Annotated in this window: 2 protein-coding genes; both read left to right on the top strand. The window is 44.2% G+C overall.

Features of this window, described 5'->3' with window-relative positions:
- The first annotated feature begins 7 nt into the window (after positions 1 to 7).
- Complete coding sequence (locus tag AR442_RS12235; protein ID WP_014417643.1) at positions 8 to 8,719, top strand: type I polyketide synthase; 8,712 nt, start codon at positions 8 to 10, stop codon at positions 8,717 to 8,719.
- Positions 8,712 to 15,716, top strand: coding sequence for an SDR family NAD(P)-dependent oxidoreductase (locus AR442_RS12230; RefSeq protein ID WP_014417644.1), 7,005 nt, complete (start codon positions 8,712 to 8,714; stop codon positions 15,714 to 15,716). Before AR442_RS12235 ends, AR442_RS12230 begins: the two co-directional genes overlap by 8 nt.
- Positions 15,717 to 15,722: the final 6 nt, after the last annotated feature.

The following is a 15,722-nucleotide window of genomic DNA, read 5'->3' as shown; positions in this document are numbered from 1 at the left end:
GATTTTTATGAAAGAAGCCCGTCATATTAGAAAAAAAGTACTTTCTGACATAGAAAGCGGCATCATTTCTTTGGAAGAAGGAGTAAAGCGGATACAGCAGCTTGGTTCTCATTCCGCAGGGGGTAACGGACAGGCGATATATTATCAGACGGTCTGGCAGCGGACAGATCTCAGCATTCATGTAAAAGGCGGCCGACGTGAGGGCAGCCTTTTATTATTTGATAAAAATGAAATTGTGAGAAATGAACTTGCTGCATTGCATGATACAAGGGTTATTTTGGTTAAGCCGGGGAAAGAGTTTCGAAAAACCGGGGACGGTGTATTTGAAATCGACCCCCGCTCTGAAAGAGATTACATAAACCTGTTAGGATGGCTTATAGAAGAAGAGAAGTCAGATATACGGGAAGCGGTGCATTTATGGTCAGACATGCCGTTTGAAAAGACTGAGAGAGCGATTCGTGAACAATGCGACAGCGGAGTCTATTCTTTGTTTTTACTGCAACAGGCGCTCTTCAAAAATAACTGCCGCAAACCGATCAAGCTGTTATACGGATATTTTTCGCATCTTTCCGGAGAACAGCCTCTTTACGCGGCGGCAAGCGGATTTTTGCGGACATTGCAGCTGGAAAATCCGTTAATCTCAGCAAAAAGCATTGAATTGGAGCAGTCAATAGCAGCCGTTCACGCGGCTGATATCATACGCAATGAGCTGAGTGATTTCCAGCCTTCAGATGTAGAGATCCGTTATAAAGACATGCAGCGTTATGTTAAACAGCTCAAAACGTATGAACCCGAAAAAAATTCCCGAAGCGGAGATGTGCCGCTGAGAGAAAATGGAGTATATATTATCGCGGGAGGCGCGGGCGGATTAGGATTTACCTTTGCAGAATATTTGGCTTTTCAAACAAAATGCTGCCTTGTTTTAACGGGGAGATCTCCGCTTTCAGATCATATAAGAAAACAGCTGAGACGATTAGAGGATGCCGGTTCTTCAGCTGTTTATGTTCAGGCTGATATTACCAATAAGGAAGAAGCCGAATATGTAGTCAAAAAAGCCAAAACTTCTTATGGAAAAGTAAACGGGGTCATTCAGGGCGCGGGAATCATCCGTGATTCTTTCCTTCTTAACAAGTCACGAGAGGAATTCGATCAGGTAATCAGACCGAAAGTATTGGGTACGATGTGGCTGAATGATGCTGTTGAGAAAGAAAATCCTGACTTTTTCATTTGCTTCTCCTCTACTTCCGCAGTGTTGGGAAATGTCGGGCAATCTGATTACGCGTTCGGAAACAGTTATATGGATCATTTCATGAATATGCGTTCTGCCCAGGATTCTGATACGATTTCTCTCTCTCTGAACTGGCCGCTGTGGAAAGAAGTCGGCATGCAAGTGGATGAGCGCACGGTAGAGACAATGAAAAAGGCGGGTTTTTATCCTTTAGAAAAAGAAGAAGGTAAAGAAGCGTTTGCAGTCGCATTGTCCTCCGGTTTTTCGCAATTTACTGTATTTTACGGAGATGAGCAAATTGACAATCATGTTCATCAATTATATGAACGAAAAGACAATATTCAGGCAGATGAAGGAACAGGGAGAAATATCGAATCATTTGATTCAGAGAAACTGACAGCTGAAACATCTGATTTTATTATAAAAATGATTGCTGCAGAATTCAGGATGCCTGCGGACAAAATAGATGCAGAAGAGGCATTGGAAAAATACGGACTTGATTCCGTTATGATTATCAATATGACGAATGAGCTTGAAAAACATTTCGGCGCGCTCTCAAAAACGCTGTTATTCGAATATCAGACTGCGGCAGAATTGTCACAGTATTTCGTTGAGGAGCACAGGGATACTCTTCTTCATAAACTCCGGTTAGGAGAAAACAGGAGCAGCACCCCATCTCAGAAGAAAAAAGACAATAAACAGACAGCCGAAGTTAACGGGAAACAGAAAATCCAGATGAAAAATCAGGTGCAGCAGCAGGAGAAGTATCATGACAATGATATCGCGATTATCGGTATCAGCGGACGTTACCCGATGGCAAATGATCTTGATACTCTGTGGGAAAACTTATTGAACGGTAAAGACTGTATAACTGAGATACCTAAGGATCGGTGGGATTCGGGGCTGCACTATCAGCCCGCAGCGGGCGATGAAGTAAAAAACCAAAGCAAATGGGGGGGATTTATTGACGATGTGTATCATTTTGATCCGTTGTTCTTTAATATTTCTCCTGCCGAAGCTGAATTAATTGATCCGCAGGAGAGACTGTTTTTAGAGACGGTTTGGCACACCATAGAAGATGCGGGGTACGCAAAGAAAACGCTTGAAAGAAAAAACGTCGGTGTTTTTGCAGGGGTTATGTACGGCCAATATCAGCTGTACAGCGTTGGTCACGAAGCGGCCGTTTCTTCCTCATATGCATCAATCGCCAACCGGGTATCCTACTTCTTTAATTTCAGCGGGCCAAGTATTGCTTTGGACACGATGTGTTCCTCATCATTAACGGCTGTTCATTTTGCTTGTGAAAGTTTAATCAGGAATGAATGTGAAATTGCAATTGCAGGAGGCGTCAATTTATCCATTCATCCTCATAAATATGAACTCTTGACTCAAGGCGGATTTTTATCCAGTGATGGCCGATGCAGAAGCTTCGGTTCAGGAGGAGACGGCTATGTGCCGGGAGAAGGGACAGGTGCCGTGCTGCTGAAACCCGTAAAAAAGGCTATTGCCGACGGTGATCAGATTTATTCAGTGATTAAGGCAACAGCCATCAACCACGGTGCTAAGACGAATGGATATACCGTGCCGAATCCCAAAGCTCAAAGTGAGGTCATTACGAGAGCCTTAAAAAAAGGATTTATTGATCCAGACAGCATCAGCTATATAGAGGCTCACGGAACAGGCACCGCGTTAGGAGATCCGATTGAAATCACCGGTCTGACCAAAGCATTTTCAGGTGCCGAACGCGATAAGAAGACATGCGCGATCGGGTCGATTAAATCAAATATCGGACATCTTGAGGCTGCTGCAGGCATAGCGGGCATTACGAAAGTTATTCTTCAAATGAAACATAAAACAATTGTTCCGTCACTGACTCATTCTGCTGAATTGAATGAAAATATACCGTTTCAAAAAACACCTTTTTATGTACCGGACAGTGCCGAAAAATGGGAGTCATCCGTTCCCAGGCGTGCCGGAATCAGTTCTTTCGGGGCAGGAGGAGCTAATGCCCATGTTATTTTAGAAGAATTTGCGGATGAAGCTATCTCTCCTCTCGCGGCTGAAGAACCTGAACAGCTTTTATTTGTTTTTTCTGCAAAAAATGCCGACAGGCTGGAAGAATATGCAAAACGCGCAAAAGAACATATAGCAGCCAGAGATTATCCATTAGAAACACTTAGAAATACAGCATTTACTTTACAAACCGGCAGAGAAGAAATGCCGCACAGATTGGCTGTTATCGCCTCCACAAGAGATGAATTGCTTAAAGGACTGACAGACTATACTCTCGGAAACGCGATGGATCATATTTTTACAAGCGGCAAAGACACAACAGAAGCAAAAAGGATGAACAAAGCTGAAATTGAAGAAGCAGCCGCAAACAGGGATCTTTTGAAGATTGCTGAATACTGGGTTGCCGGTAACGGGGTAGATTGGCCGTCACTTTATAAAGATGTCACTCTGAGACGGGTATCAGCACCCGGATATCCATTTGCCAAAGAGCTATGCAGAATAGATGCGCAAAATACGGGAAGCCGCCGGATGAACGTAAATAACGATCTGCATCCTTACATTTCATGCAATATATCTGATTTTAAAGCACAGAAGTTTCTTATCAATGTAAGCGATACCGATTTGTATATAAAAACAAAGTATCAAGACAAGGAAATGTTTCCGTTTCTCAGCCAGATTGAAATGGCGAGAGCTGCCGGAGCGATGGCTTCAGGGAATCCGATTATTAAATTAACAGAGCTCTCCTTTAGAGAACCGATGTTACAAAGCGGAAGCAATGAGCAGATCCGGATTGTATTAACCCCGGATAATCAGGGTGCATCGTATTCTATAGAAAAACAGAGCGACTCATCCATTTATTCCTCAGGGCGGCTCGAATTAGAAGGCGGGGCGTACGAGAACGGAAATATTCGTCTTGAGCCGTTTCTGTCTCAGCGCGCAGACCGCATACCGTATGAAGCGTTTTATCAGCGGCTTGCCGAATTCGGATACAGCTGCAGTGACAGTCTGAAAGCCGCAGAGCAATGTGTCAGCAGGAACGGACAGGTACTTTTAAAGATAAAAGCAAAGGCCGAGCCGAAAGGGTGCATAATCAAACCGGAAGTTATTGAGAGCGTATATCAAGCCGTCATATACCTTGCGGGGGAAAATGCCGGAGAGCTCCCGGAAAACATTAAAGAATGTACGATTTTTGATCATGAGACTGAACCCGTTTATGTATATGCAGAACAAACTGAAGAAAGCGATTCGGCTTATGATGTGTATGTATTAGACAATGCCGGCGGGATTTTGATGGAACTGAGCGGACTGGTTTTTGGCGGAAAGCCTAATAAAAATGTACGTTTTTATGAGCATAAGTGGGATCAAAAAAACCCTCTGATTGAAATGAAAGATAGGGAGCCTAAAACAATTCTGGTCTTTGCAAAAGATGAAGCATTGGCTGGAGCTCTGAAAAATCAATCAGACAGCCGTGTCATTCTCGTCACGCCGGATCAGCGGCAGACCGATCAAAATCTGCTGACATTCTGTATAAACCCGGAAGTGACGTCAGATTACATTCGTTTATTCGAAGAATTGGAGAAAAAGGGGTTTTCTCCTGATGTCATCTTGCACACGGGAGAAACATTTTACGCGGGTGACCGCCTTCTCAGCGGCCTGGAATCAATTTTTTATTTATTAAAAGCGCTGAACGCCCGCAGTGACGCCGCTCTTTATCTTCATTCTCTGCTTCTTGTTCACTCTTTTAAAGAAGGCGTGAATGATCCGTATACGGGCGCTCTTGCAGGCTGTTTAAAAACGGCAAATATGTTGGTGCCATCCGCAGAGAATGTGAAGTCAATCGGTTTTTCAGAACGTATATCAATTGAAAAAATGGCTGAATTTTGTCTTAACGAAATGGTTTCAGGCGTGGAACGGCAGGCGGAAGAAGTTAAATATATAAATGACAAGAGGTATGTTAAGACATTAAAGGAGTATGTATTCAATCATACAGAGCACTCTCATCAGCTGAAACAGAAAGGGATTTACCTCATAACGGGCGGTTTGGGCGGTCTGGGCCTGATTTTCGCCAAATATTTAGCCTCTCAATATCAAGCAAAATTAGTATTGACGGGAAGGTCACCGTTAACAGCTGATAAACGACATAACATTGACCGGCTGCAGGCGCTTGGAGGAGATGCGGTATATTATCAAGCTGATGCCGCAGATCAAAAGACGATGGGACGGGTCATAGAAGAAACGAAACGGACTTGGGGCTCCATTCAAGGCGTTATTCATTCAGCTGGTCATGCCGATGATCGGTTATTTACAGAGATGAATCTGACTGATTTTTCAGAAGGCATGACTGCTAAAATTGAAGGAACGGTATGCTTAGATGAATTAACGAAAGATGAGCCGCTTGATTTCTTTATCGTATTTTCTTCTATTTCTGCGGTCTTCGGAGATTTTGGACAGGTTAATTATGCGTTGGGCAATTATTTTCAAGATCAATATATAAATTGGAGATCCGAACAGAGCCGCCGGCAAGAGAGACAAGGCAAGAGCATTTCGATTAACTGGCCGTTGTGGCGTAAAGGCGGAATGCATTTAAACAAAGAAGCTGAAGAAGCATATCTTTCCGCATCCGGGTTTGATTATTTGGAAACGGAAGAAGGGATAGCGGCTTTTGAGACGATTTTGGCAAGTGACTGTCCGCAAATTTCGGTTGTTACCGGGGATGCCGGAACAACACCAGCAAAAAAAGACCTGCCGCATCAAAAAGTAAATACGCTTCCGGTTCGTCAAGAGGAAATTTCTTATACAGCACCGGTGTCTGCAGACAATGTCCTGGAAGAACTGAAGCAAATGGTATCGGAATTATTGAAAATTAACATTGAACAGCTGGATACGGCAGAGAATTTCGGCAATCTCGGCTTTGATTCTATCAGTTTGAAAACATTAGCTGTCCGACTGAATAAAAAATACAAGCTTAAGCTGACACCTGCCGTTTTCTTTACTTACAGCCATATAAAATCTCTTTCAGAATTTCTAAACAGTGAACTGCGTACTGTTGCAAAAGGGAATACAGATGCAGAAAAAAACATTTCTGAAAAAAGGAAAGTAGTGCACGCTGGGAAAACCGCCGGGAAAACCGTGAAGCCGCCGCGAAGTTTTCCGTTTGAAAAAAAGACAACAAGACAGGCTGACCATCATCCAGAGAAGCAGCCAGTTGCCATTATCGGGATGAGTTGTGTTTTTCCGGGATCAAAAAATGCAGATGAGTTTTGGATCAATTTAATCAATGAAAAAGATTTGATTCAGGAAATTCCCCCGGATCGCTGGGATTGGAAAAAATACGCCGAAGGCAAAGGAAGCAGCGAAGTACATTCGAAATGGGGCGGCTTTATCACAGATGCCGATAAATTCGATGAGGCGTTTTTCAATATTAATCCGCGGGAAGCAGAACTCATGGATCCTCAGCACAGAATTTATTTGCAGGAAACCTGGAAAGCGATAGAAGATGCGGGTTACAAAGCTTCAAAGCTGTCTGGAAAAAATATCGGGGTGTTTACGGGCATTCAATTTAATGATTACCGCCAGCTGCTGATGAGGCATTCGGACGGGGCGCATGCGTTTGCGGGAACCGGAAACAGCCAGGCGCTCATCAGCAATCGTGTATCCCACTATTTTAATTTCAGAGGTCCGAGTGAGTCCATTGATACAGCCTGCTCAAGCAGTCTTGCAGCAATCCACAGAGCTGTGCGCTCGATTCAAAATGGCGAAAGTGAGCTGGCGGTAGCAGGCGGGGTTTCGCTGCTCTTAGATCCAGTCACGCATATGTATACTGATAAACTCGGTATTTTGTCTAGGGACGGCCGGTGTAAGACGTTTGATAAACTTGCCGACGGTTATGTCCGCGGTGAAGGTGCAGCTGTTCTGTTATTGAAACCATTGCAAGCGGCAATGAATGACAGAGACAATATTTACGGAGTCCTGAGAGGAACCGGAGAAAATCACGGAGGAAGATCTGCTTCATTGACCGCTCCGAACCCGGAAGCTCAGGCTGAACTGTTAACGTCTGTTTACAAAAATGCCGGTATTCCTGTTGATACGATATCTTATATTGAAGCACACGGAACCGGGACAGAACTGGGAGATCCGATTGAGATTGAAGGCTTGAAAAAAGCGTTTGGATCTTTTGAGCCGCATCCAGGAAAGAATCATGACCAATATTGCGGCATCGGTTCAGTAAAAACGAATATCGGTCATTTAGAGCCCGCCTCTGGAATGCCGGGGCTGATTAAAGTATTACTATCCATGAAGTATAAAACATTGCCTGCCACACTTCATGTCAAGGAGCTGAACCCTTACATTCAATTAAGCGGAACACCGTTTCATATTGTCAATAAAACGATGAAGTGGGCCAGATTAAAAGATCGAAAAGGAAATGAAATTCCGCGCCGTGCCGGAGTCAGTTCCTTTGGATTCGGCGGGGCAAATGCTCATGTCATCGTGGAAGAATTTGAATACGGCCAAGATAAAGCAGTAACTGCCGAGCGGGAACAAATCATTGTTCTATCGGCCAAAACAAAGGAAAGGCTGATGGTTAAAGCCAAAGAGTTAACAACATTTTTACATGAAGAACGATCAGTTCAATTCAGTCAGCAAGAGGTGCAGGAACGTGATTTACAAGAGGCGGTTCGGGAAGCGGCAGCGGGTATCCTGCGTTTAGATACCGCAGATATAGATGCAAAGACACCTCTTTCGGAATTCGGATTTGATCCGTTGGCTTATTCCGAATTAATCTCTTTTATAAACCAAATGTACGGCACAGAAATATCACTTGACATATTTCAGGAATTAAAGACACTGAGCGAGCTGTGCCGCTATATCAGCCGCATCCGGAATCGATCAGCTGATAAACCGCATAACGGCAATTTTAGAGAAAAGTCCGGATTCGGTCTTGAAGAAATAGCATATACGCTGCAAACCGGAAGGGAACCATTTGAATGCCGCCTTGCGATCACTTGCTCGAATACCGGAGATCTTCTTGAAAAATTAAACGGTTACATCCAGGGGAGCAGGCTGCAAGGTGTTTATGAAGGAAATGTAACGGATTTTGATAGTCTGTACGCTCCTTTATTCGGCGGCCCCGAAGGTCATGCATATGTTCAATCACTAATTCAGCAAAACAAGCCGGCCAAACTGGCTCAGTTGTGGACGATCGGTTGTGAAATCAGCTGGGAAGACTTGTATGAGGAGGAACTCAAACCGGTTAAACTGTCTCTTCCTCTTTATCCTTTCAGCAAGAACAGACATTGGATTCATTTAAATAAAGATGAAGCGCAGAAGGCTGAGGCTTTCTCGAACACTGAGCTTCACAACTCAAATAAAGATACAGCAGATGGAGAAATCATGTCGCTTCTTGAAAAAGCACAAACAGGTGAGATGAATACGAAAGAGACGTCAGAGCTGATAGAGGAGTTGCTTTTCCATGAATGAAAAAACGATGCAAATTGAGCAAATCGTGAAAAAGGTGAAAGAACGCAGCCTGACGCCTGAAGAAGGGCTGGAATTCATTAAGAGCTTGGGGAAAACCCATCTATATGAAATGGTATGGGATAGACATGAATTTAAAGGCAGTGAAAAATTCCCGCATACGAAAGAGCCAATTTTATTTTTTTGCGAAGACGACAGCATGTATACCGTAATGAAGAGGCAGCTTGAAGGCTATGAGGCACCTTTCATTTACGTGACTTCCGGCGAGCGTTTCGAAGATTGCCGGAACGGTCGTTTTACAATGAACTTTACAAAAGGTGAGGATTATGATGCGTTATGCGGGGTTCTGCGTTCTCAAAATATAAGACCCCGCCACATTATTCATTTTTTAGCTGCCGGGCTCTTCAAAAATACGGAAGATGCAATGAGAAAGCAGCTCAATAAAAGTCTGTATTCCTTGTTTCAAATGTTTCAGGCCTTAATGGCGAACAAACTTTGTCCGAAAGCAGAAATTTTGTACCTGTATGAAAATACCGAGGGCGAGGTTCAGCCGATTTATAACGCGGTTGAAAGTTTTCTTAAGACCGTACAGGCCGAAAATCCGAATTTCACATGTAAGGCTGCAGAGCTGAAATCAATGTTTGACGAGCCGTTTACAAAGCAGCATATTGCAGATGTCATCTCTTTTGAATGGAACAATCAATGTAAAACGGACCACTTTACCTGCTATGAGCCGAGGCATTATTATAAAAGGCAGCTTCAAAGAGTAAAAAAAGAAGATGGGGAGAAACATAGTTTCAGTGTAAAAAAGAACGGTGTGTATTTAATTACGGGAGGAGCCGGCGGTCTTGGGTATCTGTTTGCTGAATATCTGGCGAAACAGGCAGAAGTCAAGCTGGTATTAACCGGGCGTTCCCCGGCCTCCAGTGAAACGGCGCAAAAATTGAGCGCTCTTGAAAATCTTGGCGCTGAAGCCTTATATGTCCCGGCAGATATTTCAAAGGAAAAAGAGACGGACGCTTTGATTAAGCACATTAAGCAGACATTCGGAGAATTAAACGGAATTTTGCACAGTGCCGGACTTGTTAAGGATGCATTTATCATAAAAAAAACGAAAGAAAGCATAGAAGAAGTTATAGCGCCTAAAGTATTCGGAACCGTTTGGCTGGATAAAGCAGCTGAAGAAGAGCCTCTTGATTTCTTCGTTATGTTTTCATCCCTTTCGGCCGTTCTGCCTAATGCGGGTCAAAGCGACTACGCCTTCGCTAACGGATGTATGGATGGATTCACTCAGTATCGAAGCATTAAAGGACGTCCCGGGAAAACACTTTCTATTAATTGGCCGTTATGGGATGCGGGCAATATGACAGTCGGGCCGGGAGAGCTGCAAGCTTTAAGACATGCAGGGCTGGAACTTTTATCCGCCCAAGCAGGGCTTGCCGCTTTTCAGGACAGTATGAGCCGCTCTGCTTCTCAGCTGGCTGTTATCAGCGGAGACAAAGATAGAATAAGTGAATTACTCTCAACTGATCATAAAGAAATAGAGACTGTGCCTGAAAACAACAGTAATCTGCCGCAATTAAATGAAAAAGATCTGAAAAAGCAAACGGTCCGTCTTTTGACAGAGATCGTCGGTGCGGAAACGGGAAGACCGGCGGACAGTATTTTACCCGAGGATACGTTTGACCGTTACGGAATTGATTCTCTCACGATTTTAGGTCTTAACTCCCGTCTGGAAAAATATTTTGGAAGAGTGTCTAAGACTCTTTTCTTTGAATACAGCAGTGTTGAAGAGCTGTCAGAGTATTTTCTTGAACACTATCATCATGAGTTGAAGAAGGCGTTTTTACCGGCAGCCGAACAGCGAATTGATCATTCGGCGCCGGCGAAACGGGAGAAGCTTTCCGTTTCCCGCATACCATCCGCACCTTCCGAGGAAGATATTGCAATTATCGGTATAGCCGGCCGCTACCCGATGGCGAAGGATGTGGAACAGTTTTGGGAAAATATTTCTTCCGGAAAAGATTGTATAACGGAAATACCGAAAGAGCGCTGGGATTTTCGGAAATATTATCACACAGGTGACAATGCCCGTCATGACAGCAAATGGGGAGGTTTTATAAAAGACGCTGATAAATTCGATCCGCTGTTCTTCTCAATTTCGCCCCGTGATGCCGAGTTAATTGATCCTCAGGAACGGTTATTTTTAGAGACAGCGTGGCACACGTTTGAAGATGCGGGTTACACAAAGAAAAAGTTGAAACGGCATAAGACAGGTGTATTTGTCGGCGTCACCTACAGCCACTATCAGTTATTTGCAGCCGGTGCTTCAGATGATGAGGAACGTCAGGCGCTCCTGTCTTCTTATTCGTCTATCGCAAACCGGGTGTCATATTTCTTTGACCTGCACGGACCCAGCCTTGCAATTGATACAATGTGTTCTTCTTCACTTTCTGCTGTTCATTTTGCATGTGAAAGTATAAAAAGGGGAGAATCCACCCTCGCTATTGCCGGAGGAGTGAATTTATCCTTACACCCTGATAAATATACTTTGCTTTCACAAAATCATTTTGTTTCAAGCGATGGGCGCTGCAGAAGCTTTGGAGCGGGAGGAGACGGATATGTGCCGGGAGAAGGAGTCGGGGCCGTTCTTTTGAAATCGCTTTCTGCCGCGAAGGCTGACGGGGACAGGATTTACGGTGTGATTAAGGGAACATCTGTAAATCACGGCGGAAAAACAAACGGATACACTGTGCCAAATCCGGGCGAGCAGGCAAACGTCATCAGTGAAACTCTTGATAAGGCGGGGATTGATGCAGACAGCATAAGTTATATTGAAGCGCATGGCACCGGGACATCTTTGGGAGACCCGATTGAAATTTCAGGATTAACCAAAGCTTTGCACAGCTCGAAAAGCGATTATCGTTGTGCAATTGGTTCGGTTAAGTCAAATATCGGACACCTAGAGGCTGCGGCGGGAATTGCTTCTATTACAAAAGTGCTGATGCAAATGAAGTATAAACAGCTTGCTCCTTCCCTTCATTCCGATCACTTAAATCCTAATATTGATTTTGGGGAAACACCGTTTTACGTGCAGTCTGAACTGACCGATTGGGAGACGCCGCAAAATCAAGCCAGAAGGTCAGGCATCAGTTCTTTCGGCGCTGGAGGATCTAATGCCCACATTATCATCGAAGAGTATAAGAATGAAGAAAAGATGGAAACGGTACAGAGCAACAAGACGCAAATTATTCTGCTTTCTGCCAAAAATGAAGAACGGCTCAGACTCTTGATTGATGCATATATAAAAGAACTGGAGCCAAAAACGTCATTAGCTGATGCTGCGTACACCTCGCAGACCGGGAGAAACGCTATGGAAGAGCGGCTCGCTGTTGAGGTTAGCAGCATTGACGATCTTCGCAATAAGCTGACGATGTATTTGCGTTCAGATCATAAGTTAAACGGTTTATATAGGGGAAAGGCCCGCCGAGGCGCTGGTCAAAAGGATGCCATGTCAGCCGCTCACTTTAAAAGTGCAAGAGAAATGGCCATTCACTGGGTGAACGGAGGAGATGTTCAATGGGAAGAGATGTACACTTCGGAATTACCGAAGCTTATCTCTCTTCCTGCATATCCTTTTGAACGGAACAGATATTGGGTGCCTGCCGCAAAAGCAGCACAGAAACAGAAAAAAACAGGCGTACCGCAGAGTCTGCCCCATGCACCGACTGACTTATCATTTGATGTATTAAAAAAATCGTGGAAAAAACAAAAGGCTGCGCCTTCCGCTTTTACGAAAGGACAGGTGATGATCCTGGCTAATAGTGAAAGTGAGCGGCTTGCATTCGAATTGTTTGATTCAGACCCTATGATTGAATCCGCTGTCATTTGCGCAGATAACTGGGATCATTCGGATGGGGAAGCCAAAAAAACGGCTCTAGCGGTCATAGAAGAAAATCCGGAAATCATCGGCATGATTGACCTGTCAGATTTCCGGAGTGATCAAAACGGGGCACGCACTGGCACAATCGGGAAGCTGACACTGCTGCAGGAAATCATAAAGACACGTAAACAGCTTTTCGTTTTACATGTGACCAGAGGGCTGCAGACATTTCTGAATGACAAGCCGTCGTTAGCCGGAGCCGAAACAGCCGGACTATATAAAATGCTGAGTGCGGAGTATCAAAAGATAAAATCAAAAACAATAGATGTAGACGGGCATGTCGGGACTGCGGCGGAACTGAGACAGGTAATCACAGATGAAGCTTGCGCTGACGGGCTGTATAGTGAAATCTGCTACCGGAACGGTGAACGTTATATTCCATACGTCGAGAAATTACATGCAGCGGAAATAAACCGGAAACTATCCGGTCTGCCAGTATGCCGTACGGATCAAACCCTGGTAATTACAGGGGGAACAAGAGGGATCGGAGCAGAACTTGCCAGACATTATGCCGGCAAGGGAGTCAAAAAACTTGTGTTGATGGGAGTAACCGACCTTCCGGAATCTGATAAAATAGCCGGCATGTTAAAAGACACCGATGAAAAGTCACCTCTTTATTCGAAATTACAACTGCTGCATGAGTTGGATCAAAAGGGAGTTCAGGTGGAAGTGTATTCCGGGCCGCTCACGGAAAAAGAAACATTACATCGCTTCTTTTCAGAGGTGAGACTGAAGTTCGGCAAAATCGGCGGGGTGATTCATTGCGCTGGTGCAGCCAATCATTCGAATCCGGCTTTTATTCATAAATCTGATAAAGAAATAAGAGAAGTATTTGAGCCAAAGGTGCAGGGGATGCAGGTACTTCATGACATTTTTATTGATGACGAACTTGATTTCTTCATTTTGTTTTCATCTGTTGCGAGCGCTTTTCCTTTATTAGGCGCCGGAACAAGTGACTATGCCGCAGCGAACGCTTTTATGGATTACTTTGCGGCGTATCAGCATGCAGCCGGCAGAACATATTATCAATCAATTAACTGGCCGAGCTGGAAGGACATTGGGATGGGCGAGGTGACAAGTCCATCATATCAGGCACTTGGTTTACTATCTCACTCAACAGAAACAGGTATTGCCATGCTGGATGAAATGATGACGATAAACGGATACCCCTGCCTTATACCGGCAAAGACACATCCGGAGAAATTCATGCTGCAGCAGCTGCTTCAGACAAGAATTCAAGCTGCTAAAAATAACCCGGATGCTGAGGAAAAAGTGATTTCTGGTCAGGGAGACAATGAAGCTATGATCAGGAAGTTAATGGAGATTTTTTCCGCAGAGCTGAAAATACCTTACGGGAATTTAGATCAAGATACGTCTTTTGCGGATTACGGAGTTGATTCAATCTTACTGGTTCAGCTTGTCAAAAAAGCGGAAGATGCATTTCAAATAAAAATTGAACCTTCAGCTTTTCTGGAGTATCCGAGTTTTTCACAACTGGCCGTCTATTTAAACGAATTATTTGCAAGTGAGGGGATCAGTCCTCAAATTGATTCAGAAAACATTGAGGTTCGGAAAAAAGAGCAACATATAAATCAAAATGCTTCCGAAGTACGGGACAGCGGATCTCAAATGCAACAAACCAGTCTGAACCAAATCGCTATTATCGGAATGGGCTGTGAGTTTCCGGATGCTCCGGACACAGAAACGTTCTGGACAAATTTGAAGAAAGGACAAAATAGTGTCCGCGAAGTCCCGGCGTCGCGATGGGATATTTCTTCATACTACTCTGACACCTATGAAAAGGGAAAAAGTATCAGTAAGTGGGGCGGATTTCTTCAAGATATTGAGTCTTTCGATCCCGCATTTTTTAATATGAACAAAAGTGAGGCATCAGAGCTTGATCCGTTAATCAAAAAATGCCTTGAGGTCAGCGTCCAGACATTGAGAGACGGCGGCTATACAAAAGAAGAAGTATCAAATAAAGAAGTCGGCGTCTTCGTCGGTTCGCGGACCGGGACGTTTATGTCCAAAATAGGTTCCCCTTCAAAAAATACGATCGTTGGTATAGGACAAAATTTCATAGGCGCGCATATCTCACACTTTTTTAATCTGAAAGGACCGAATCTGGTTGTAGACACGGCTTGTTCTTCTTCATTGGTCAGCGTCCATCTCGCTTGTCAAAGCCTGATGTCAAAAGAGTCAGATATGGCGATTGCGGGCGGGGTTGACATTTTGCTGGATCAAAAGCCTTACGTCATGCTGAGTGAGGCTCGGGCGCTTTCACCTGAAGGAAAATGTCATACATTTGATGAGAAGGCAGATGGATTTGTACCGGGAGAGGGATGCGGCGCAGTCCTTTTGAAAAGACTTGATGATGCCCTTGCCGAAGGTGACAGAATTTACGCGGTAATTGACTCATCCGCGGTTAATAATGACGGACAGACAATGGGAATGACAACACCTAATCCGAAAGCGCAAAGCGCAGTGATAAAAAAAGCCCTGAAAAAAGGCGGAATTGATGCAGATACTCTCAGTTATGTCGAGACGCATGGCACCGGTACGATGATAGGAGATCCGATTGAATTAAAAGCGCTGACTGAAGTGTTCCGGGAGGTTACGGAAGAAACGCAATTTTGCGGAGTAGGCAGCGTAAAAACGAATTTCGGACATTTAATGAGCGCAGCGGGGATAGCGAGTATTATAAAGGTTGCCTTATCCATAAAAAATCAGATGCTCCCGCCGACATTACATTGTAAAACGCCAAATCCGCGTTTTAAATTTGATCAGTCGCCATTCTTTCCGAACACGTCTTTAAAAGAATGGCGTCCCAGAAAAGGGGTTTTGAGAGCCGGAATCAGTTCTTTTGGATTCGGGGGCACGAACGCACATATGATATTGAGCGACAGCCATCTCACATTAGGATATGGAGAGACAAAAAGACACCCGCTTTCTCCGATTATATTCAATAAGGAACAATGCTGGATCGACAATGGAGAAACTCCAGAAAAGGAAGAGTCAGAATTGCTGATTCCTTTACTTGATTTCAAAGAATTATAAAGAAAA

Source organism: Bacillus velezensis (assembly GCF_001461825.1).
Lineage (GTDB): Bacteria > Bacillota > Bacilli > Bacillales > Bacillaceae > Bacillus > Bacillus velezensis.
The sequence above is the reverse complement of the archived record's forward strand: the minus strand, read 5'-3'. Positions and strand labels throughout refer to the sequence as shown.

Coding starts and splice junctions, on each gene's coding strand:
- AR442_RS12230 (WP_014417644.1), top strand. CDS start 8,712: ATGAATGAAAAAACGATGCAAATTGAGCAAATCGTGAAAAAGGTGAAA.
- AR442_RS12235 (WP_014417643.1), top strand. CDS start 8: ATGAAAGAAGCCCGTCATATTAGAAAAAAAGTACTTTCTGACATAGAA.